This is a genomic window from Bacillus sp. FSL E2-8887, from assembly GCF_038007205.1.
GTDB lineage: Bacteria > Bacillota > Bacilli > Bacillales > Bacillaceae_G > Bacillus_A > Bacillus_A mycoides.
This window is the reverse complement of the sequence record NZ_JBBOWS010000001.1, coordinates 4,791,864-4,814,349: the sequence shown is the minus strand read 5'-3', so window position 1 is coordinate 4,814,349 and position 22,486 is coordinate 4,791,864. Positions and strand designations below refer to the sequence as shown.

Sequence of the window (22,486 nt, the reverse complement as noted above, 5' to 3'; positions counted from 1 at the left end):
AGATTTGCTCCTTTTTCATTTATCCCGCTATTTGTGGGAATAGAAATATCCATCTTATCCCGCATTAACTGCCCGTAAAAGCCTTCACTTTATACGCCAAGTAATTCTTTTAGTTCGTCGGTTGATAGTTCGGTCATCCAACTATCGCTTGTAATGACGGCGTTATTTAATGATTGTTTTCGTTCTAACATTTCATCAATCTTCTCTTCAAGTGTTCCCGTTGTAATAAGCTTATGAACGTGAACGAAGCGTTTTTGACCGATGCGATAAGCACGGTCTGTTGCTTGGTTTTCTACAGCTGGATTCCACCAACGGTCATAGTGAATAACATGGTTGGCGGCAGTTAAGTTTAATCCTGTTCCGCCAGCCTTTAACGATAAGATGAAGATGTCATACGTTCCGTTTTGGAACTGCTCAATCATCTTGTCACGCTCTTTCTTCGGTACGCTCCCGTTTAAGAAGAGGACGCGCTGACCGAATGTTTCTTCTAACATACTTTTTAGCATGTTCCCCATGCCAATGTACTGAGTGAAGATTAAGCAACTTTCATTTTGGTCTTTTATATTTTCGATGAGCTCCATTACCGTTTTTGTTTTCATAGAGCGCTCGACGATATTTTGTGGTTCTTCTTCTTTCAAATAAAGGGCTGGGTGATTACAAATTTGTTTTAGCTTGTTCAGCATAAGTAATATAAATCCGCGTCTTTCAATTCCGCTTAATCCTTCTACATTTTGTAATGTATCTTGAACAAGTTGTTCATATAAGGAAGCTTGTTCGCCAGTTAGTGGACAATAAGCTTTCTGTTCTTGTTTATCTGGTAAGTTTAATGCGACCGTTTGATCTTTCTTCGTACGACGCAGTAAAAATGGCGAGATAAACCGCTGAACTTGCTGGATTTTTCCTTCATCGCGGTCCTTTTCAATCGGTGTGACGAAGCGGCGCTGGAATTGTCCTAAGCTTCCGAGATACCCGTGATTGATAAAGTCGAAAATAGACCAAAGCTCAGCAAGTCGGTTTTCCATCGGTGTACCGGTTAAAGCAATTTTGTGACTTGCTTGTAGGTTTCTTACTGCTTTCGACTGTTTCGTATGTGGGTTTTTTATATTTTGTGCTTCGTCTAAAATAACAGCGTCCCAGCATAACGTACTAAGTTCTTCTTCATCAAGCTGAGCTAATGCATAAGAAGTTAATATAACATCTGCTGATTGAAGAAAATCTTTAAATGACTCATCCTTAGATCGGTTACTTCCATAGTGTAACTGAACACGTAAGCTTGGTGCGAAACGCTCAAATTCTTTTTGCCAATTTCCAAGGACTGATGTTGGTGCCACAATTAATGCAGGACCTGTTTGGAGATTGTTTTCTTTAGCGTATAGTAAGTAAGTTATCGTTTGAATACTTTTTCCGAGTCCCATATCATCGGCTAATAACGCTCCAAATCCAAGCTTTCGTAAGTATAGTAACCACTCAACACCGTGTTGTTGATACGGGCGGAGTGTTGCTTGTAGCGAAGATGGTACATCTACTTTTGGAATATCTCCAATGTGTAGAAGTTTTTGGAAAAGCTCTTCGTAATATCCATCTAGCTCGATTTCAATATCGGTAAACGGACTATCGTCTTCTACAATTTCTGTTTCTGCCGTATTAGATAAATGTTGCTGCAACACATCTTTCATTTCAAGTCCATATTTATCGGCACGGTGCATTAGTTTTTTTACTTCTTCAATAAAGGCAGGATCAAGTCTCATCCATTGACCATTTAAATTGAAAAGACGTTTGTTTTGTTCAACGAGTTCGAAAAATTCGCTTTCTGATAAATCAATTCCGTCCGTTGAAATGCGCCAGTCGAAATTAACGAGCGTATTCATGCCGAAGAAAGACTGTGTTTGTGCTGTACTTTGCTTCAGCTGTACACGCAACCTCGGTTTTGTTGCTTTTAAATTTTGCCACCATGATGGTAGTAAAATTGTAATACCTGCTGCCAGTAATTCATTACTTGCTTCGGTTAAGAAGTTCCAAGCTTCCGTTTCAAAGAGTTCTTCTCGGAACTTGTCGTCCTCTTTTAGCCACGGTACGAGCTTACTGAATCCTTCTTGTGTTTCAAGGATCCGTTCTTCGTAATCGTGCCATCGTTTTGGTAAGGAATCGATACTTTCATATACATATATGCGATGTGCACCACGTTTTGGTGTAACGATTGTTTCAAGCTTCCACATTTCAAGTTCTTCTTGCGGTTCTTGTAGTCTTAAGCCGACTGTAAATGGAAGATCATCTTCAATGTAACCAATTTTTCGAAGCCAATCCTCTTCATGTAGTGCTGCTTCCAATTGCCTTTTCGTAAAGTCGTAATGTTCGTATAGTCTCTTTGCATCTTCCCATCCGTCATTTGAGCGAGCATCTTGCAAAATACTTTCGTTCACAGCGGCAGAGAAAAGAGATGCTAACATGTCATCTTCAATTGAGGTATTCTGAACTTTCCAAGATGGCTGCTGAGACCAATGCTTCATGTCAGGTGCGAAGCTGCCGCTGACGAAAGCGTCCCATAATTCACTTGCGTCCTTTGTAAGTGCCGTAATAGGACCGTTCATTTGCATATTTGCAAATGAATTCATCGGTTTATTTGCGATGTATTCAAATGCCTGTGCATTCGTTAACATAACGCCTTGTTTTCCCTCATACGTTGCTTCTTTTAAAAACGTTCCGTAGAAAGAAGTAGAGTGCCATGCGAATGCATTTTTTTTCCAAGTTGCTACGGATAAGAGCGTACCGCTATCATCTTCTCCCCAAAGGAACCAACCTTGACTAACGTGCTGGAGCCTAATTGTTACTTCAGTTTGTATGATCATCGATTAATTTTCCTCTCCGTAATTCCTCTTGTAGTGCACGCAGACGTGAATGTAAGTTAGCGATATGAATAATGAAAGCATCCCATTCATCAGTTCGCTTCAGTCGTTTATAAAGCATACGTAATTTCTTTAAGTAACGAACGGCACGTTTATATGATTTGCGATTTCGCTCTTCAATTGCTTCCATTGCGGCATGGTGATAAAGAGGAAGTGCTGCTTCGGGCGCTTCTTTTTCAATATCTTTCAATGGTTCTTTCAAAAGTTCGATTACTTCGAATCCATATAAGAGCTGAAGTTCCGTCCATGCATGGTATTGTTTCTTCGCAAGTACATATTGTTCATAATTTGTGAAACTATACGGTAATAGTTCTTGTAAAATCATTTCTAATCCCGCTTGTTCATTCGTATGCGTTGCATATGTCTCATACATCATCACAAATAATCGAACGATATCTTGTATGAAGACGGTATTTTCTTGTTCCGTTATCGTTTCTTTTACTTGTTTATAAGTAAAGGAAAGCCAGTTTTTCCCGCGGTCCCACTCCATCGCACTTAATAACTCTTCTAACCAATAGAAGTAAAGGCTCACAACAGAAGAAGGCTGTTTTTCCAGTAATTCCATTGCCGATACATCTTCACCGTTTAAAAAGAGCAGGTGAGAAGATGCTAATGCTTTGGAAAGTGGATTGATTTTAGTATCGATTCGTTTTTTTTCTTCTTGTAGCTGCTCCTCTGTTCTTAACAGTTCACCCCATACGTGACGATAAATGAAGAATCGCTCTTGTGTATAGGCATCGGTAGAGAAGAATGATTCATGTATGAGCCGCGCTGTTTCTTCTAAAATTGGTTTGGATTCTTCTGGAATCGCCTCTGTTTTTAGGTCCCTAACGGTAGATTCAACTTTATCAACGAATAGGCGAACGACGTTAACTGGTTGGTGATAAGAATATAGTTTGTTTGCTTCAAATTCTTGAATTTCTTCTAATAATTTTTGAAAGCAATAAAGTGCCGCGTGCAACTTAAATAATTCATGAATAGCAACGATGCGCGGAGCTTTCCGTTCTAATTTTGTATAGAAGTCTGTAAAAAGACTCATAAGAAAATACATTTGTTTATAAGTGAGCCGCGCTTGTTCTTTTTTAAATGATTCATATTCATTTTCAAAGTATGTTTGCCAACTTTTATAATCCATTTCTTCAAAAGCTGATGATTGCAATACTTGTCGTGCAGTTCGAATAGGAGGAAGAGAAGGTTTTGTATTATTTTTGAATAAAGTTAATACATCTCCTACTTGCCCAAAACTAGAAGCTGCAGATAGTAACACAGCAAGCATATGCTGACATTGCGTTGGCGCGAAGCAATCGCAATAGCTTTCAGTGACATTACGAATCGGAATGTGAACACTATATACACTGCCTTCAGCATTTACAGTTCCGGATAGCGTATAGCCATCAAAGTCAACGTTATAGACAACACCACTACGATATAGTTGCCGAGCTGTAGCGACATGCTCTTGATCAGCAACTTGCTGTGGATCAAGCCCTTGAACGAACTCATTCGCAATCATCATAATTTCATCTTTCGTAATTGAGTCTTGCAGCATAATATTCCTCCGTACACAGATTTCTTTCCTTTACCATTATAAACAAAAAATGCTCAAAACAGAAAAAATGAAATTCTAATTACACAATTAGAAAATCATGGTAATATATATAATGTTAATTTTGTATATTACTATGTAATTAAAAGGAGAGAATTTGTTTGTCAGATTTACAATCGAAGTTTGGTAATGGCATGAATAAGTTGCAAGAGGGAATTGAGCAAGGCAAGATGAAGTTGCAAGTAGCACAGGAAATGGCGCAATTAAAGAAGATTACACAAGAGAAGTTACAAGAAAAAACTGAAATTTTACTTGAACTTGGTCAAACGGTATATATGCAACTTCGTGATGATGAAGTTCGAGTAGATTTGTTGAAAGCTATTGTAGCACCAGTGCAAGAGCTTGATGTTGCTATTTATAACACGCGCAGACAAATTTCTAATTTACAGAGACAAGAACAAAAAGGACAGTGTAGTTGCGGTGGTCCATTATCATTAAATGATAAATTTTGCGGGCAGTGCGGTAAAGAAAATGAGTTACTCCTTCAATCAAAAAATATTGAAAAAGAAGCATGTTCTTCATGTGGTGAACAAATTGCAACGGAAGCCACATTCTGTCCAGCATGTGGTATGAAGCAAAGTAAGGAGTGAGGAACATGTATTGTAAAATTTGCGGTTTAGAACAGCCTGAGGCAGTAAACTATTGTACACATGACGGCTCAAGTACGGATAGTATAGATAGCCATGTTATGTTAGTCCCGCAATCTTCGAAGTATTGCCGAACATGTGGACAGGAAAGTAAAGAATATGCTACATATTGTGAGAAATGCGGTGATTCTTTATTAGGAGTCGCCCAAAAAGAATCGAACATGAAATTACCAAATGCAGGAGCGCAATTACATGTAAATGCATCAGGAAGTATGCTGAAAAAAGGATTATTCGGTGGTGCTTTTGCAATTGTATGTATGTTCATTGCAGGCTTCATTGGCAGTTTAATAATAGATTCTGCTATAAATGATGTAGTGGAGACAGCGGTTAGAAATACGGATGGTATGTTGAATATGAATACCATTAATCAATCATTTATTGGTATAGCACCATTAATTTTAATGTGTCATTTAATAGGTATTGAAATTAGCGGGAGCGGGGCATACACGATGTCATTCCTTCTTCATATCCCATTATTCATCTTGGTAACTATTCCCGCACTTATATTAGGTGGAAGTGGATTTTTTGTTGAAAGAAAAAAACCTTCAATTAGTTGGCGAGAGAAGTTCATGACATCATGTGTAATTGGCATGATATACGGTATTTTCTTATGTATTGTAAGCTTTATGGCAAGTTCTTCTACATCTATTTCTTATTTCTATCAAACGATGACTATTGATGTTGTATATTCTCATGTTGTTAGTTTATTGTTTGGTATTATATTTGGCCTATTATTCAGCTTTATTGGTATGAGTATTGAAGTAGGACCACATCGTATGCTTTCTTCTACTAGTCAGTTTGTCCCGTATGTAACGTCTATTTATTATAGTATAGTGACTGTTTTGAAAGGACTACTTATTACATTTGGTATTATACTTATTACGATTTTATTTAGTAGTTCAAAATCAATGGGTCCAATTGATTTTCCAGAGAAGGCGTATAAAGTATTACTTTCTTTAGAAGCAACACCTTTCATGTGGAATATGGCCCACCTTTCTCCAACTGAAATTGAGTGGGGGAATATGGAGAGAGAAATGCATAGATATTCAGTCGAAAAAGGGCCGCTGCATGTATCGTATATGTCAGGCATATCAATACAGGGTACGTCTTTAAAAGACCTGGAAATCGCTAATGGTGCTAGTGCTGATCGTATAAAAGATATTGATGATTTTAATTCATATTTACATTGGTGGGGATTATTAATTCTTCTACCATGTATTCTACTAGTTAGGGCTGGAATGAAATTGGCTCAATATCGTATGCGAAATATGTACGTAACTATAGCAGTGTTTAGCGCTGTTTATACAGTGATGATGCTTTGTGTAAATGGATTAGCAAAAATTCATATTACAGCTTCAGGAAGTAAGGAAATTATGAAGGAGTTCGCTGGAATTTCTGGACCGATATTATCTATTCAAAGTAACACGCTATATTTAATAGTAGGTAGTTTTCTTATTTCTTACGTATTAACATTCGCGGGTATGAAATTAGTAAAAAAATAAGGGGGAGAAATACTTGAAGTTTTGTGGAACATGCAATAAACAAGTTGCGGATCATTTGAACTTTTGTCCTGATTGCGGAAGTAAAGTAGAAGAAATTGCTGATCAAACAGCTTCTTCTCACTCAGAAATGCGGAGAGAAACAAAGTCAGTGAAAAGTAAGAAGAACATGTTTTTACTTATAGGTTTTGTCATTGTTTTTGCTATTTTGTTTGGCGCATATAAATTCGGTGCTAGCAAGTTTTCGAAGGAAAAGCAAGTAAATGCAATGATTGAAGCATTCCAAAATAAAGATGTGAATGCAATCGATGAGATTTTGAAAGTAGACGATCCAACCTTAAAGGTTAAGACAGAAGATATTAAGGCGTATATCCGTTATTTAAAAGAGAATCCTTCTTATAATAAAGAACTGTTATCATATTTGCAAAGAGAGACAGTAGATCAAAAGTTAGCAAGTGATAAAGCATCTTTTAAAGATGGGAAAATTATAGAAGACGGGAAAGAATGGTTCTTGTATCCGAAGTATAAGTTCAGCATGAAGTCGTATTACATGAATGTTAGCACAACTGCAAAGAATGCTGAAATATATGTGAATGATAAAAAAGAAACAGAGCTTTCTAGTGACAAAACTTCGAAAGAATTAGGTCCATACTTCCCGGGTGCTTATGTTGTAAAGGCAAAGGCGAAGACGGAACTTGCTGAATTAGAGACAGAAAAAGAAGTGGATTTAGCAGATGAAAAGAATGGGACAGTAGAAGTGAATTTATCACTTGAAGGAAATTATGTAACCATTTCGTCTGATGAAAACGATGCAACGGTATTTGTTAATGGCAAGAAACGTGGAAAGTTAAATTACGGAAGTTATAAACTTGGTCCTGTACCAACGGATGAAACGGTAGAAGTACATTTAGAGAAAAACGCTGAATTTGGTGTGATGAAATCTGAAAGTATTAAAGTTGGAGATCAAAGTACATATTACTTAAAGTTCCCAAAAGAAGCTTCTAGTTCAGCGGTTGGAGATTTTGTACAAAATCATATTTATAATAACGTGCGTGCAATTGCATTAAACGATTTTAGTTTAATTGAAAATGATTATGATAAGAGCGGGAAATCGTATAAGGAAGACCGTGATTACTTACAATATCTACACAAAAAAGGAATTACAGAAGATTTATTGACAATGAATATTCGCAATGTAGAACGTCAAAGTGCAACGAAATATAAAGTAACGACATATGAAGAATATCATATTCGTTACGGTGACGGCTCTGTAAAATTCAAGAGCTTTAATAATGACCATATCGTTACTGTTAATGGAAATGGAAAGATATTGTACCATTCTCTTGGAGCGAATAATACGCTGAAATCAGAGGAAGTATCTGGTCCGACTCGTTAATATAAGAAAGAGGCTGTTCAATTTTGAACAGCCTCTTTCTTTAGGTAGCTTGCCGTTATTGTCAATCTTTGTCGGTAAATCGATATTCCATGTTGAACCGTTGATATAATTTTCTCTACTCGTGTTCATGAAGGGAAAGTAAAAAGGATATCACCTAGTTGGAAAATCCTACTAGGTGATATCCTTTTTTGCAATTAGAAGCGGGCTTCCTTTAATATCGCTTGTACATATGGATCATTTAATATTTGCTTTATGAGCGGTAGCATTTCTTGCTCGAATGGAATATCAATAGGGAATGGTTTTTGAGAGCCTGGTTTTATTCCGTATTGTACGAGTTTGTAATGTGTATTTTCTTCAGACTTGAGCACAATTAATTTATAGCGATTGTCATCGTTTGTTAGTGAGAAGTCAATTGCGATTGCATCATATGTTACATCATCTTTATATATGTACGGCTTTGGTGTACCGACCCAGTCTACCTTAGCTTGTAAATTCATGGACGTCACCTCCTTATATGTATTATATAAAAAATAAAAGCCAGCTCTCAATAAAGAGAACCGGCTGTAATTTAGCAGTCATTGGTTATTTTAAAATTTTCACTTTAACAGTTTTGCGTCCCCATTTTTGAGCAGCGCTATCTGATCCAAGTAGGATGTCGATACGGTTACCTTTAATTGCACCGCCAGTATCTCCAGCGATAGCTTCTCCGTAACCTTCTACCCATACTTTAGATCCTAATGGGATTACTTTCGGGTCAACAGCGATCATTTTCATGTTTGGGTTCGCTGTTAAGTCATGACCCATTGCAGTTAATACACGGCCGCCGTATGTGCCACCGTTTTCACTTGGGTGAGCTGTATATGCCGTAGCTACAACTGTTAACTCACGACCACCAGAAGGTGTGCTAGTCTCAGCAGCTTTCACAGCAGGCTTAGCAGCTGGTTTTGCTTGTGCTGCAGGTGCTTGAGCTTTAGCAGGTGCTACAGTTTTAGCAGGAGCAGGTTGTTCTTGTTTCTCGATAACAGGTGCTGTACCTGTTAAGAAAGGAACGTGAACATAAGCTGTTTTCCCGTTATATTCAAATTGTAACCACTCATTTTGTACTTGGTTCGTTGTTTCGATCATATCGTCTTTCTTAAGCGTTCCAAGAATTTCTGAGTTTGTGTTCGCTTCAGCACGTACATTTAATACGTTAGCTGTTACATAGTAAGAGTTCTTTGTAAACTCTGCACTTACGAATGCGTCTTTACCATCTAATTTGATTTGTGACCATCCGTTTTCTGTATTTAGAACATCTAATTTATGACCATTCTGTAATTTACCGACAACTTTTGATTCAGTAGTAGGGTTTTCTCGTACGTTTAGTACGTCTGTTTTTACAACAGTTTCTGCATTAGCAGATGCGGTGAAAATCCCAAGACCAAAAACTGCTGCTGTTGCTATTCCAATTAATTTTTTCATGATAGCCTCCATTGCGTTTGTTTTCGTGTCCTCATTATAGCAACAGATTTTTTCGGATTTTGGGAAAACACACAATTACAAACCATTCGTAATAAGTCGTTAACACTTTGTAATATAGCTAGAATGAGAGGAAAGCGTTTTTCATTCCATATAATTAGTAGGTTTCTAGTTATATTCAAAATATTTAATACAACATATTTTTTTCGGTGTAAATAAAAATATTACAGGGGTATTACATAATGATTACTATACAGTTACATTCCTTGAGTATTTTACCGTTTTATGGGTAATATAGTTATATAAACATAAACATCTCGTTTGTGAAGTTATAAACACGCGCTATATACTAGCAAAAAACCGCATAATTGTTACAAGAAGAAAGGGTTGTAAAGAATAAATCTGCCCTTTTTTAAAACTGTAACACATCCTTTTTTGGGAAAATCTCTTCCCATCCGCATTTTTCTCACACAATTTGACAGTAGTATTCCAATCTTGTAGCTCTTGCAGAGTGGAAAGGTTGTACGGAAGGTAAGGCTGTCCATAAGAACTCTAATTGGTGAAGGCAAACTTGAGAGAGCCGAAAGAAAATCACCACAAAAAACTATGGTTTTCTATCCGATTTAACATATCGGAATTTATGTTTTTCACAAGAAATGAAACATACGAAGGGGGATTTGATGAGGAAACTGACGAAAACATTTATTGTCTCATTAACATTATGTATTGCATTTACACTTTGGGGGATTATTCCCGAATCTATTATTGGAAAAGGTAGCTTAGGAAATGTAACGACTGTAATTCAAGCTGCGTTAGTTAGTAAGTTTGGATGGTTCTATATTATTTCTGTTTCTATTTTCTTAGGAATTGCTATTTTCTTAATTGTTTCTAAGTACGGTTCGATTCGTTTAGGTAAAGATGATGATGAACCTGATTATAGTTATATGACATGGTTTGCTATGTTATTTAGTGCCGGTATGGGAATCGGTTTGGTTTTCTGGGGTGTCGCAGAACCGATGAACCATTTATACACACCTCCGTTTGGAGAGAGTGCGACTGAAGAGAGTGCACGCCTTGCACTTCGTTTCTCATTTTTCCATTGGGGATTACATCCGTGGGGATTATATGCACTTGTAGCATTATGTATTGCGTATTTTACATTTAGAAAAGGAAGAGCAAGTACAATTAGTGCGGCGGTCGGTCCGCTATTTAAAGGCGGTGAACATGGCCGTATTGCCCATATGTTTGATGTTCTAGCTGTATTTGCGACAGTATTTGGTGTGGCGACATCATTAGGACTTGGGGCAAAGCAAATTGCGGGTGGTGTTAGTTATTTAACATCTATTCCAAACTCATTACCGACACAGCTAGTAATCATCGGAATTGTAACTGTTCTTTATATGCTATCTGCGCAAACGGGACTCGATAAAGGAATTAAATATTTAAGTAATGCGAATATTATTTTAGCGTTTGCACTTATGATAATTGTATTATTTGCAGGTCCAACAAACTTTATTATGAATTATTTCACTTCAACAATCGGTTCATACATTCAAGAATTGCCAAGTATGAGTTTCCGTTTAAGTCCATTAAATGAAGGCGGAAATCAATGGATTCAGTCATGGACAATTTTCTACTGGGCATGGTGGATTGCATGGTCACCATTCGTAGGTACGTTTATTGCTCGTGTGTCACGCGGGCGTACAATTCGTGAATTTGTTGTTGGTGTGTTACTCGTACCAACAGTAATTGGTGCGCTTTGGTTCTCTGTTTTCGGAGGAACAGGTATTCACATGGAGCTATTTGATGGTGCAAATATATATGGACAAATTAAAGAAATGGGCACAGAAGTAGGATTGTTTGCTATGTTAGACCAAATGGGTAGTATAGGACCGGCTTTATGTGTGTTAGCTATTTTACTTATTTCAACATTCTTTATTACATCGGCAGACTCTGCTACGTTTGTTCTAGCGATGTTAACGACACATGGTAGCTTAAACCCACCAAATCGTATTAAAATGGTTTGGGGTATTGTTCTAGCGGCGTTAGCTTCGATCTTATTGTATGTCGGAGGATTAGAGGCGCTGCAAACTGCTTCGATTATTGCGGCCTTCCCGTTCGTATTTGTTATTTTCTTTATGATTGCAGCACTATTTAAAGAGTTGCAAAAAGAAGGACGTATGAAACAACATTAATAATAGAAGAAAAAAATTCTGTATATATAAATAGTATTAGGACTGTCGACATTCGGCAGTCCTTTTTCACTGTTCTATACTATTGTAGGAAAAGCATTACTTTGTTACGAAATACTATAGATATCGGTAATTTAAAAAGAAAAATCGATATAGTTCGACAATATCTGATATTTTACGCGTTATATTCATATTTTTGACAAAAATATGTCGGAAATGTGTTGTCACTTTTATATATATGTGCTATATTATTTCCTGTAAGCGATTTCAAATAGTTTTAAAGCGCATTCAAGGGGGACAACTAGAATAATGAAACGTTACGAAAGAAAGTGGAAGCATATTTGTTTGAAACGTGTGGCACATCGAAATGTCCAAGAAAGCACGGAACCAAAGACTGAAACTCGTAAAGAGCATAAAGAGAAGCAATTGGTTCTACAAAAATAGCAATCACTTTTTCGTATATAAATGAAGGTCGATCGTTCGTTGGGGGATGGACGTGAAATAACTTTCAGCTAAGGGGTATTGTCTGATATATAGTATTACGGTAAAAAATAAGCACAGAGCATACGGCGCTCTGTGCTTATTTTTTAATGAAATCTATTTTTCTTTTTTAAATCTTACTGTTTTATCCCAACCAATTACTTGTTTCTTGCTCTTTGCACGTAAGTAAAGAATGAGACTGCGAATAAACAAATACGTAAAGAGCTGTGCGTACGTAAAGTACATAATGACGCTTATGAAAATATTGGTCGGTGTAAAGGTTCGTTCGACGCTCTGAGCACTAAATAATTGAGAAACATATGTAATATATGCGACATACCACATAAATAGTAATGGAATGCTATATTGAATTTGGAATATGCCGAGCAGTCCAATTATAAACCAAACGTTTGAAATGATTAGGAATAGCCAAAATACGACATACACTAAAACTTGTTGTAAGGAATGGACGAGAAGTTTCCCTTTAAAAAAGCTTAATGAAGAAAACATTTTTTCTAAAATGTATAAGTTTCCTTGAAGCCAACGTGTCCGCTGTTTTATAAGAATTTTTAAATGTTCAGGTTCTTGTTCCCATGTAATCGATTCCGGGACGATTGGTAAGAGATAGCCCTTTTGGGTAATTCTTAATGTTAATTCAGCATCCTCTGCAATTGCATAAGGATCATAGCCGCCAAGTTCTTCTAATGCGGAACGACGAAGAAGCATGTTTGTTCCGGTTAGTGAACCTGTTTGGAATAATAGCCAGCGTCCAGATTGCATAAGGAGCTGGAAAATCTGAAATTCTAATGAAATCATTCGTGTAAGCCAGTTTCTTTTCTCATTTACTGTACGAACGTGTCCAACTGCTCCAACGGCATCCTTTGTTGTTTCAGCATGTTCTACGAGCATTCGCAGTGCATGTGGTTCAGGTTGATTATCTGCATCGTAAACACAGAAATATTCACCATCCGAAATGCTAAGGCCGTAGTTTAATACACGCGATTTTCCTTTCGGTTCGCCAGGTGGTACACGAATGTGATGAATATGAGCATAAGCTTTGTCGAAATCATCGCCAATTTCAGGTGTTTCATCTTGAGAGTTATCGTTTAATAAATAAACGTTTAGTTTGCCTGGGTATTCAATCTTTGCCATTGCTTCTAATGTATCTTTAATAACAACCCCTTCATTATGGGCAGGTATTAAAATATCTACACTTGGATAATGTTCTAGCGTACGATCTTTTCGTTTACTATTTCGATGAATTAAGCCTGCGAGTGTTAAGAGAGAGTAGTAAACGAGTAGGCCTGAGAATAGAAAGGCCGTAAAAATAAGTACATATTTGATTGAAAATGTGATGCTAATCCAAAATACGAGTACGCAGAACAGAAGGAATAAAAGGAGTATAACGAGTGTCATCATAATAATGTCTGTCCTTTTGTCGTGATTTGTTCTCGTTTTATTTTAATGTCTTGAATTGCTTCAGCAGCAAGCCATTGCTCCATTTTTGGATGTAGACGGTTCATTACAATGTCAGCACCGGCTTCATTTGTATTTTGTAATAAAATGACTAATGTGTTGCTGTCATATTCAGCAGCAAGGTCAAAGTCAGCTCTGACTGTATCAACTAACAATGAAGCTACACGATCCATGACACTTTCCTTCGTATATTTACTAAAGGAAGTGAAATCAAAGAAAATGATAATGCCTGTTTCATTACGACGATTCATCGCAGTTGTTAATAAAGCTTGTCGTCTTTCGAATTCTTGTCTTGTTAATAATTTTGATTCTCCAATGTATTGCTCAAGCACTCTCACTCGTTCAGTTAACTCTTTATTTTTAAGGATAACCTTTTTTAATAGATGGGTTGAAATATAAACAATGAAGAAGTTAGCTGCCATCAGGAAGTGGGTAATAATATATTCCCATTGATCTGATGTACTCCATAAGTGAAGCCACGCTTGATAAAATAAATAGAATACTGAAATGATTGTTCCCAGTATGAAGAAAATAAATGCTGTTTTATCAGGTAAAAATAGGAATAGTACATTTATGATGACATATATAATTGTAAAAATGAGCGCGTGCTCATATTTCGTCACATGTACAGTAGTAAAATAAAATAAAATTTGTAAAATCCACATAGAGAGGACTTTATAGGACTTATCTTTCACGAAACGTTCCTCCTTAAAAATAATTCGTGCTGGATATTTGTAGTATGCACAATTATTAAGAAATGACCATGTAGCTGGAAGTTTTTTGGGGCGAGATACATCAAGTAGTATCCCTCTTTTATAAGAAAAAATAAACAGACATACTAATTATTGTAACATATCATCTATACATCTAGACATGAAGGATTTAATATATATGAAAATTATATTTAAAGTATATAAAAAAACCTCCTCTTTAAAAAGAGGAGGTTTTATATAAAATTATAGGAACATCATACCTGCAACTGCTGCGTTTAAGAAGTTCGCTAGTGTACCAGCGATAACTGCTTTAATCCCTAATTGTGCAATTTGTTTACGGCGAGTAGGAGCTAACGTTCCTGTTACACCTAATTGAATTGCGATAGAAGAGAAGTTTGCAAAACCACAGATTGCGAATGTTAAAATCATATTTGTTTTTGCAGAGAACTCTGCCATGTGTGGTCCTAAGTTTGCATATGCAACGAATTCGTTGATTGCAAGTTTTTGACCGATAAAGCTTGCTGCTTGGATAGCTTCACCTGGAGAAACCCCGATTAAGATTGCAAATGGTGATAATAAGTAACCGAAGATTAAATCAAGGCTAAGTTTAATATCGAACCAAGAACCAACCCATCCTAATAAGCCATTTAATAAAGCGATTAATGCAATGAAGGCCATTAGCATTGCAGCTACGTTAATAACAAGTTGTATACCTTCAGATGCACCGCGTGCAGCTGCATCGATAACGTTTGCGTCTTCACGCTCTGTTGAAAGTTGAACATTATTATCTACTTTTTCTGTTTCTGGCATAATTAGTTTTGCAATTAATAAACTTGATGGAGCTGCCATAATTGCAGCTGCTAATAAATGTTCTAACGGAATACCCATTGCTGCATAGCCGACAAGAACTGATCCGGCAACAGCGGTCATACCACTTACCATAATAGTGAAGAATTCACTGTTAGTTAAACGTGCTAAGTATGGTTTAATTAAAATTGGTGCTTCTGTTTGTCCTAAAAATACAGTTGTTACTGCATTTAAGCTTTCTGCCTTAGAAGTTCCAAGAAGTTTACTTAATGCACCACCAACGATACTAACAAATTTCTGCATAATACCTAAGTAATATAAGATTGCAACTAATGAACTAATAAATACAATTGGAAGTAGTGCTTGAATAACGAAAACAAATCCCCAAGGGCCTTTTGCGTTGACTAAATCCCCAGCAACGAACCTAATTCCCTCGTAAGAAAAATTAATTAATCCTTGAACGCCGTCAGCAGCAACTTTTAAGCCTGCTTTTCCAGCATCCCATCGTAATACGATAAATGAAAATGTCATTTGTAATGCTAGCGCGATTAAAATTGTGCGCCAATTAATAGCTTTGCGGTTGGAAGATAGTAAGAAAGCAATTGCTAATACTCCAATCACACCGCCAATTCCCCATAAAACATTCATGCAGTGTATGCTCCTTCCTCATAGTAAAAAAGTGTATAAACCAGTTGTCTATACTTTTGCGAATATAACATCTTAAGTAACTTATCATAATGGACATCGGAGGTCAAACGTCTAATGAAAAGTTTAAATAAAAAGAAAATTCTTTGAAAAAACACATATAAAATGAATAGACATGAAATAGGTTATGTTTTTTGTTGAAATATATTCATTATGATAACGTTTTGGGCAATTTCAATAGAATATAGTGTATGAAATAGGAGAATAAACGCATAATTTTTTCGTAGAGAGAATGAAAGGGAAGTACTATATCGAGTCCTTTAAAAAAAGCCTTCTAGTAAACTAGAAGGCTCTGAAACTATAAATTAAGGTGCTTTCGTATACCCTAAGAAATGGCTTTTCCAATAAGAATTGTTTAATGAAGCGATTGCTACACCTTTATCTCCAGATTGGATGAATGATCCCCCGCCAAGGTAGATACCCATGTGAGAAGGACCTGCTTTATAAGTATTTTGGAAATAAATTAAGTCACCTGGTTGTGGAGTTGAAGTTTTTGATAAGCTGCTCCAATATCCAGCAACACTTTGGCGGCTAATGTTATGACCAAATTTCTTAAATACGTGGTAGATGTAACCACTGCAGTCAACACCATTAGCAGAAGTACCGCCCCAAACGTATGGTACGCCTTGCATAGATTTCGCGTATGCAAGTAGAGAAGAACTGTCACCGCTATTATTATTGTTATTGTTGTTATTATTTTGATTGTTATTTTGGTTGTCGTTAGGCTTATTATCTACTGCGCCACCAACTGGTGTTTTAGATAGGAAACGTGTTCCGATGTAACCAGTTTGACCGTTGTAGTTAATTTTGCTCCATCCAGAGTTTTCAGAGATTACTTGAACCTTCTGTCCTTGTGGAAGTGCGCCTATGATTCTATAATTTGTACCTTCGCCGCTACGTACATTTAGTGCAGAAGCATTAATGTAGTAGTCACCAATTGCACCTTGTTCAGGTTGTTTTGGCTGTTCTGGTTGTTTCGGTTGCTCAGGAGTAGCAGTGCCACCTTTGACGAATTTTACAAATTCGCTACTAACATAGCCTGTTTTTCCTTGGTAGTTTACTTTAAACCAGCCGTTTTCAGATCCGACTACGTTTAATGTTGTGCCATTTAACACGCCGCCAATTACACTATGGTAAGCAGCAGGGCCTGTACGAACACGTAGAGATGTTGCGTTAACAACGTAAGTACCACCAGTTTGAATAGTTCCATTATTATTTTGCTCTTGGTTGTTACCTTGAGTGACGTTTTCGTTAGAACCGCCTTTTTTTACGTAGTCCTTGCTTAAGTAAGCTGTTTGTCCTGCGTAATTGATTTTGAACCAATCTTGAACTTCGCCTACAACTTGTACTACTTGTCCTTGTTTAACAGAACCTACAGTTGGATGAGAAGTGCTAGGACCTGTACGAACGCGAAGGGAAGATACATTTACTGTATAGTTTCCACTTGCTGGTTGAACAGTTGCTTCATTGTTACTATTGTTGTTATTGCTTGTAGAGCCAGTATTTGAAGAAGCGCCTGATACAAATTGGCTACTAACATAACCAGTTTGTCCGTTATGGTTGATTTTCACCCAACCATTTTCTTCTCCAATTACGTTTAAAGTTTGTCCTTCATATACACGTCCTGAAACAGAACTAGAAGTGTTAGGAGCTGTACGTACACGTAATACATCAGCAGTAACTTTATTGTTTCCACCTGTGCTTACATTGTTATTCGTTGCTCCGTTTTTTGATACAAACTCGCCACTAACAAAACCAGTTTGTCCATTAACGTTAATTTTGAACCAACCATTTTCTTCTCCAATTACGTTTAATGATTGACCATTATAAACGCGAGAGATGACGTCGTGAGAAGTACTTGATCCTGCACGAACGTGTAGTACGCTAGCATTCACCGTATATGATGAATTGTTTGATGCGGAAGCTTGGACAGTTTGTGTAGCAGCTTTTTGTGTATTTTGTTCAGGGGCAGCTTGAACGCTATCAAGTGTAGGGGCTGCTCCTCCTGCTACAGACACTGCCGCAAGACCGGCAAGGTATTTTTTCATAATTTGTCGATTCCTTTCTGTCTGTAATGTAGTGAAGAAATATTTACCAACTGTTAAAAATTCTAAAGAGCATGTCGATTACTGTCAAGACTTATGTGGTAATCTGAATATGACAAAAAGGTTACAAAAAAAAAATCAAGGTATAAATCTGCACCTTGATTTCCATTTAAATACATATATTTGATGTGGAAAATGAGAAGATTATTCGTATTTAGGAAGATGTGCTGTTGGATTTTAAAAGGCTTTGAGAAAATGACCTTTGTAGTAATTTGGTGATAGGGCCAACTTGACCATCTTGAATCGCAGTTCCATCGAGATGGGTCATCGGTAAAATTTCAATAGTCGTTCCCGTAAAGAAGCATTCATCTGCTTGATAAACATCGCGAACGCTGAAAAGCTCTTCCTTTACAGGGAGTTGAAGAGTGTTAGCTAAAGAAAGGACGTACTGACGAATAATGCCGTTTAAAATAAGGTGATTGGCTGGATGCGTATACAGTGTTCCGTTTTTTATAAGAAAGAAGTTAGAGTGGCTACCTTCAGTTACAATACCATTTCGTACGAGAAGTGCTTCTTTACAACCTTTGCGTTCAGCTTTCGTATAAGCTAATACATTTGGTAATAAATTTAACGATTTAATATCACAGCGGAGCCAGCGTGTATCAGGTTCTGATATAGCACGTACACCGTATTCAATCCATAAAGATGGTCTTTCTTTTTTTGAAATATAAGCATAGATTGTCGGAGATATGTCATATGAAAATGCATGTGCTCGAGCTTGTACACCACGAGATACTTGTAAGTAAATTGTTCCGTCTTCGTGGAAATTATTGTTTTCAATTAATTTGTAGAGTAAGATGATGAGTTCGGCTTTTGAGAAAGGAAGTGATAATTCTATTTCTTCAAGGGATCGATATAATCTTGTTAAATGTGGGTCTAATAAGTGAAAGTTTCCGTTATAAAGGCGAATAACTTCATAGACGCCATCACCAAATTGTAAACCTCTTTCTTCAAGTTCTATGTACGCGCGATGTTTTGTTGTATCAATAACTGCATCATTCCATAGTACAAATCTTTCGTATGCCAATTTTCGTCCCATCCTTTCGTTAGTACATGAATAAAAATCACTATAGTAATTTTTATGTAAGCAATTCTCTACATATGACGTATATGTATTTGTAAATCACAGAGAAGTAGTGGTGATTTATCCTGCATTAACTGCCCGTAAACGCCCGATTGGTGAGGGCTAATAATCAGTGGGGGATGAACAAAACACCCACTGATTAAAGTTTCACTTTATAGCATTTTGTATATACAAATTCGGAAATGAGAAATAAGAATCCTGCTTTTTGAAAAAAAAAAGCAACATTCGTATGGAATGCTGCACAAGGAGGGTAGCTATCATTCATAGGGACATCGTCTTTACAGGTTTCATTTATGCAAACAAAACACTTGGAAAGACAATTATAAGAAAGTTGAAAACAAATGATGCACACATTTCTCTAAGGGATCCTATTGAAGATGAGAGATAAGAAATATGTGGAACCTTGTTTACATATTTTATTATAAAGATGTTTCGTTAATGTGGTGTAAATATTAGGTGAAGGTTATGTAATTTTAAAGTTAATGAATAGGAGAGGAAGGATAGCAGAAAATAAAAAAAGAGGCTGAGATTACTCAGCGCTCTTCTTTTCTTCTTTAATAGCTGTCTTTACTTCACCAGTTTTGATCTTGTTACTTTCAGAGAAGCGAAGTAAGTCACCTTCAATGATTTTGTCAGACATGTTCAATTCATTTTGAGCACGATCAATTAGTGGTTGAGATTCTTCTTTCGGTAATTGCACAACTTCGCCAGTAGTACGGTCGTAGAATGTACTGTTCGTGTACATGTACTTATCTGTAACGAAGCTACCGTCACGAAGAACAACGAATCCTTTATTTTCTGGTGAGAATACATCATGACCGAATTGAATTTGATTCGTAGAATCTACACCAAGTAAGTTTAGAATTGTTGGCTTAATGTCAATTTCACCAGTTGGTTTTGAAATTGTTTTACCTTCTTTTTGACCTGGAACGTGAATAAACATCGGTGTTTTTTGTAAGTTCATATGGTCAAATGTAGTGATTTCTTCTTTTCCTAAGAACTGTGCCATTGCACGGTTATGGTTTTCAGAAATACCATAGTGATCACCGTAGAATACGATAACTGAGTTGTCGTAAATACCTTCTGCTTTTAGACGCTCAATAAAGTGTTTCATTGCTTCGTCTAAATAGCGAGCAGTTACCATGTAACGGTCAAATACGCCATCACCAGAATTGTATTCATCGATTAATTTCGTACTGTCATCATAAGTGAATGGGTAATGGTTTGTTAAAGTAAGGAAGCGAGTATAGAACGGTTGCTTCACTTCTTTTAACATATCGATAGATTGATCGAAGTATTCGATATCTTTTAATCCCCAATTTAATTTTGTTTCTGGCGTAATTTTGTAGTCAAGTTCGTTGTAGTAACGATCATAACCAAGTGCCGGATACATAATGTTACGGTTCCAGAACGTTGCGTTATTCGCGTGGAATACTGATGTGTGATATCCTTGCTGACGCAAAATTTCTGGAGTTGCTGTATATTCGTTATTACCGTGTGTGAAGAATACAGCACCACGGTCTAGTGGATACATTGAAGTATCTACTAAGAATTCAGCATCAGACGTTTTACCTTGCCCAGTTTGATGGAAGAAGTTATCGAAGTAATAACTTTCTTTCGCAAATTGGTTTAGGAATGGTGTAACTTCTTGTCCGTTAACTTGCGCACCAATTAAGAATGTTTGTAATGATTCAAGAGAGACAACAATTACGTTTTTCCCTTTTGCAGTACCAAACATATTTGGATCTGGTTTACTTTGTGTTGTTTTCACATAGTTTTCTGCTTCTTGCAATTTACTACTATCAGCAAACGCTTTTTGTGAACTTGATTTTGCTTGTAAGCCAAGATCGTATGCTTGGTGTACATATAATCCTAGGTTTTTAACAAGCATAACGCGGTCGAATGAACGTGTTAATAGTTCTGGACGCTCAGCTTCTGCAAATCCTAGGTTTACGCAGAAAATAGCAACCGTTGACACGAAGTATAGAGAACGCATCGGACGTGCTACACGTTCTGTCGGTGCAAAATCTTTCTTCTTCTTCAATAGAACGAAGAATACGATAATATCCGCAAATGCAAGGATGATTTTGTAGTTAAATAATTCTTTCACACTAGAACCTAAACTTCCGAAATTAGACGTTTGTCCTAGTACTGGTAAAGTAACGAAGTCATTGTAGAATCCGTAGAACATTACGTTACCAACAAGAATGAACGTTAAGATAAAGTTAATTCCTAGTGCTATATAGTTACGTTTTTTCCCTTTTGCAAATAATGCAAGACCCACAAACAGTAATGATGCTGCTAATGGACTAATGAATAAAATGAATTCTTGCATGAAAGATTCAAGTTTTAAATCGAAGCTAGTGCGTGTAATGATGTAGGTTTTTAGCCATACGGCCAAAGCTACGAATAAAGTGAAACGCACATTTTGAAATTGTGATTTCATGGTTTCTTTCATTCATTTCCACCCTTTCTCTATCAGGCTTGGTCGATTTTGGAGCGAAAAATGTTAAAATAAAAAATACATAGTTTTCTTGGTCATAATTAGAGTTTCTATATTCACCCATATACGACTTTAACTATGCATACCCTTTTTGGTTTCTTGTGCTGCTCATAAGCATAACGTCATTTCTGTATTATACAACAAAATTCATTTCTGAGAAACACTATAACATTTTACATTTTTTGTATGTGATTTGTCACTACCAGAGAAAACTTTAACATTCGTTTATAGGCTCGTCAACTAGAAAATATAACAAAAATAGAAAAGAATGTTAAGCGGAATTGAAAGTTTTTTGGTTGAGAAATATGGAATAGAAATCTTTAAGTGGTTGTCTAGAAAACTATTATATGAAGGAAAATACGAAAAAATTAACGAACACTTGTTCTTTTCGGTTTTGTTTGTTACAATGAAATTTCATTGATAGATTATGTGTAATTTTGATGAACTTTTACTGATAACATAACATATTGTAGCTTATTTCTTTTGAAAATAGGGAGGCTTTTGAATGAAACAAAAATTTTCAGTTGAAGCGTTTTGGAAGAAAATAAAACATGTTGCGAAGCAGGCAGGGCAGTCGGTAATCTATGCGAGTTTATTGTTGTTTTACGTGTTGCAAAGACCGGATGTTCCAAAACGAGTGAAAATTATTGTAATCGGAGCACTTGCTTATTTCATTGCACCGATTGATGCCATTCCAGATTTCATTGCTGGAGTCGGTTATACGGATGATTTAGGTGCGTTAATGGCCGCACTATTACAAGCATCGATATACGTAAATGAAGATGTGAAAGATAAGGCACGAGTGAAGTTGGCAGAATGGTTTGGTTCGGATATAGACACATCATTTATCGATCAAAAATTAGATCAATAGGTGAGAACTGTCATAGGATGACAGGGCGAACGTAAGCGAGGAAG

General features: G+C 36.6%; 16 protein-coding genes. 6 read left to right on the top strand and 10 right to left on the bottom strand.

Annotated features, from left to right (window positions below):
* Positions 1 to 89: 89 nt before the first annotated feature.
* Together NSQ08_RS24870 and NSQ08_RS24865 are read right to left on the bottom strand one after the other, a co-directional pair.
* Complete coding sequence (locus NSQ08_RS24870; RefSeq protein WP_340779490.1) at positions 90 to 2,846, bottom strand: DEAD/DEAH box helicase; 2,757 nt, start codon at positions 2,844 to 2,846, stop codon at positions 90 to 92.
* Positions 2,830 to 4,449, bottom strand: a complete 1,620-nt coding sequence (locus tag NSQ08_RS24865; protein WP_340779488.1) for an SWIM zinc finger family protein — start codon at positions 4,447 to 4,449, stop codon at positions 2,830 to 2,832. Before NSQ08_RS24865 ends, NSQ08_RS24870 begins: the two co-directional genes overlap by 17 nt.
* A gap of 158 nt (positions 4,450 to 4,607) precedes the next feature.
* On the opposite strand from NSQ08_RS24865, the gene NSQ08_RS24860 reads away from it, so the two are divergent.
* The 3 genes from NSQ08_RS24860 to NSQ08_RS24850 are packed head-to-tail and all read left to right on the top strand — an operon-like array spanning position 4,608 to position 8,048.
* Positions 4,608 to 5,096: a zinc ribbon domain-containing protein gene (locus NSQ08_RS24860; protein WP_002016260.1), complete on the top strand. Its 489-nt coding sequence runs from the start codon at positions 4,608 to 4,610 to the stop codon at positions 5,094 to 5,096.
* 5 nt (positions 5,097 to 5,101) lie between these two features.
* Entirely contained in the window at positions 5,102 to 6,655 is a 1,554-nt protein-coding gene (locus tag NSQ08_RS24855) for a zinc ribbon domain-containing protein (RefSeq protein ID WP_002143799.1), read from the top strand.
* 13 nt (positions 6,656 to 6,668) lie between these two features.
* Complete coding sequence (locus NSQ08_RS24850) at positions 6,669 to 8,048, top strand: zinc ribbon domain-containing protein (protein ID WP_002143798.1); 1,380 nt, start codon at positions 6,669 to 6,671, stop codon at positions 8,046 to 8,048.
* A 194-nt stretch (positions 8,049 to 8,242) separates the two neighbouring features.
* Here the strand turns inward: NSQ08_RS24850 and NSQ08_RS24845 are convergent, their stop codons facing one another.
* A complete protein-coding gene (locus tag NSQ08_RS24845; protein ID WP_002034795.1) occupies positions 8,243 to 8,545 on the bottom strand; it encodes a DUF3910 family protein in 303 nt (100 codons plus the stop codon).
* Between the two features lie 85 nt (positions 8,546 to 8,630).
* Positions 8,631 to 9,509: a cell wall-binding protein EntA gene (locus NSQ08_RS24840; RefSeq protein WP_002129985.1), complete on the bottom strand. Its 879-nt coding sequence runs from the start codon at positions 9,507 to 9,509 to the stop codon at positions 8,631 to 8,633.
* A 677-nt stretch (positions 9,510 to 10,186) separates the two neighbouring features.
* Here NSQ08_RS24840 and opuD point away from each other — a divergent pair.
* Together opuD and NSQ08_RS24830 are read left to right on the top strand one after the other, a co-directional pair.
* Positions 10,187 to 11,701 (top strand): glycine betaine transporter OpuD, encoded by a 1,515-nt coding sequence (gene opuD / locus NSQ08_RS24835; protein WP_002129983.1) that lies wholly within the window; start codon positions 10,187 to 10,189, stop codon positions 11,699 to 11,701.
* Between the two features lie 306 nt (positions 11,702 to 12,007).
* Complete coding sequence (locus NSQ08_RS24830) at positions 12,008 to 12,142, top strand: hypothetical protein (RefSeq protein WP_002034792.1); 135 nt, start codon at positions 12,008 to 12,010, stop codon at positions 12,140 to 12,142.
* Positions 12,143 to 12,295: 153 nt separating this feature from the next.
* On the opposite strand, the gene NSQ08_RS24825 is transcribed toward NSQ08_RS24830, so the two are convergent.
* The 6 genes from NSQ08_RS24825 to NSQ08_RS24800 all read right to left on the bottom strand — a co-directional run bounded on the left by NSQ08_RS24825 (position 12,296) and on the right by NSQ08_RS24800 (position 21,526).
* Positions 12,296 to 13,597 (bottom strand): glycosyltransferase family 2 protein, encoded by a 1,302-nt coding sequence (locus tag NSQ08_RS24825; RefSeq protein WP_002129979.1) that lies wholly within the window; start codon positions 13,595 to 13,597, stop codon positions 12,296 to 12,298.
* On the bottom strand, positions 13,594 to 14,349 hold the full coding sequence (locus NSQ08_RS24820) for a diguanylate cyclase domain-containing protein (protein ID WP_012262004.1): 756 nt from the start codon (positions 14,347 to 14,349) through the stop codon (positions 13,594 to 13,596). The genes NSQ08_RS24825 and NSQ08_RS24820 overlap by 4 nt, the downstream gene beginning before the upstream one ends.
* A gap of 261 nt (positions 14,350 to 14,610) precedes the next feature.
* Positions 14,611 to 15,822, bottom strand: a complete 1,212-nt coding sequence (locus NSQ08_RS24815; RefSeq protein ID WP_002016182.1) for a NupC/NupG family nucleoside CNT transporter — start codon at positions 15,820 to 15,822, stop codon at positions 14,611 to 14,613.
* A 362-nt stretch (positions 15,823 to 16,184) separates the two neighbouring features.
* The gene (locus NSQ08_RS24810; RefSeq protein WP_340779467.1) at positions 16,185 to 17,927 is read right to left on the bottom strand and encodes a C40 family peptidase; all 1,743 of its coding nucleotides are present in this window, start codon (positions 17,925 to 17,927) and stop codon (positions 16,185 to 16,187) included.
* A 211-nt stretch (positions 17,928 to 18,138) separates the two neighbouring features.
* Positions 18,139 to 19,023, bottom strand: coding sequence for a D-amino-acid transaminase (locus NSQ08_RS24805; RefSeq protein WP_002016184.1), 885 nt, complete (start codon positions 19,021 to 19,023; stop codon positions 18,139 to 18,141).
* A gap of 574 nt (positions 19,024 to 19,597) precedes the next feature.
* Positions 19,598 to 21,526 carry an LTA synthase family protein gene (locus tag NSQ08_RS24800; RefSeq protein WP_012262002.1) on the bottom strand — a complete coding sequence of 643 codons (1,929 nt, stop codon included), beginning with the start codon at positions 21,524 to 21,526 and terminating at the stop codon, positions 19,598 to 19,600.
* Positions 21,527 to 22,076: 550 nt separating this feature from the next.
* Here NSQ08_RS24800 and NSQ08_RS24795 point away from each other — a divergent pair.
* The gene (locus tag NSQ08_RS24795; protein WP_002016186.1) at positions 22,077 to 22,442 is read left to right on the top strand and encodes a YkvA family protein; all 366 of its coding nucleotides are present in this window, start codon (positions 22,077 to 22,079) and stop codon (positions 22,440 to 22,442) included.
* Positions 22,443 to 22,486: the final 44 nt, after the last annotated feature.

What these genes read in the sequence shown, in the direction of transcription:
- NSQ08_RS24840 (WP_002129985.1), bottom strand. Translation starts at nt 9,509, where the DNA reads ATGAAAAAATTAATTGGAATAGCAACAGCAGCAGTTTTTGGTCTTGGG.
- NSQ08_RS24795 (WP_002016186.1), top strand. Translation starts at nt 22,077, where the DNA reads ATGAAACAAAAATTTTCAGTTGAAGCGTTTTGGAAGAAAATAAAACAT.
- NSQ08_RS24830 (WP_002034792.1), top strand. Translation starts at nt 12,008, where the DNA reads ATGAAACGTTACGAAAGAAAGTGGAAGCATATTTGTTTGAAACGTGTG.
- NSQ08_RS24845 (WP_002034795.1), bottom strand. Translation starts at nt 8,545, where the DNA reads ATGAATTTACAAGCTAAGGTAGACTGGGTCGGTACACCAAAGCCGTAC.
- NSQ08_RS24870 (WP_340779490.1), bottom strand. Translation starts at nt 2,846, where the DNA reads ATGATCATACAAACTGAAGTAACAATTAGGCTCCAGCACGTTAGTCAA.
- NSQ08_RS24815 (WP_002016182.1), bottom strand. Translation starts at nt 15,822, where the DNA reads ATGAATGTTTTATGGGGAATTGGCGGTGTGATTGGAGTATTAGCAATT.
- NSQ08_RS24810 (WP_340779467.1), bottom strand. Translation starts at nt 17,927, where the DNA reads ATGAAAAAATACCTTGCCGGTCTTGCGGCAGTGTCTGTAGCAGGAGGA.
- NSQ08_RS24800 (WP_012262002.1), bottom strand. Translation starts at nt 21,526, where the DNA reads ATGAAAGAAACCATGAAATCACAATTTCAAAATGTGCGTTTCACTTTA.
- NSQ08_RS24805 (WP_002016184.1), bottom strand. Translation starts at nt 19,023, where the DNA reads ATGGGACGAAAATTGGCATACGAAAGATTTGTACTATGGAATGATGCA.
- opuD (WP_002129983.1), top strand. Translation starts at nt 10,187, where the DNA reads ATGAGGAAACTGACGAAAACATTTATTGTCTCATTAACATTATGTATT.
- NSQ08_RS24865 (WP_340779488.1), bottom strand. Translation starts at nt 4,449, where the DNA reads ATGCTGCAAGACTCAATTACGAAAGATGAAATTATGATGATTGCGAAT.
- NSQ08_RS24825 (WP_002129979.1), bottom strand. Translation starts at nt 13,597, where the DNA reads ATGATGACACTCGTTATACTCCTTTTATTCCTTCTGTTCTGCGTACTC.
- NSQ08_RS24855 (WP_002143799.1), top strand. Translation starts at nt 5,102, where the DNA reads ATGTATTGTAAAATTTGCGGTTTAGAACAGCCTGAGGCAGTAAACTAT.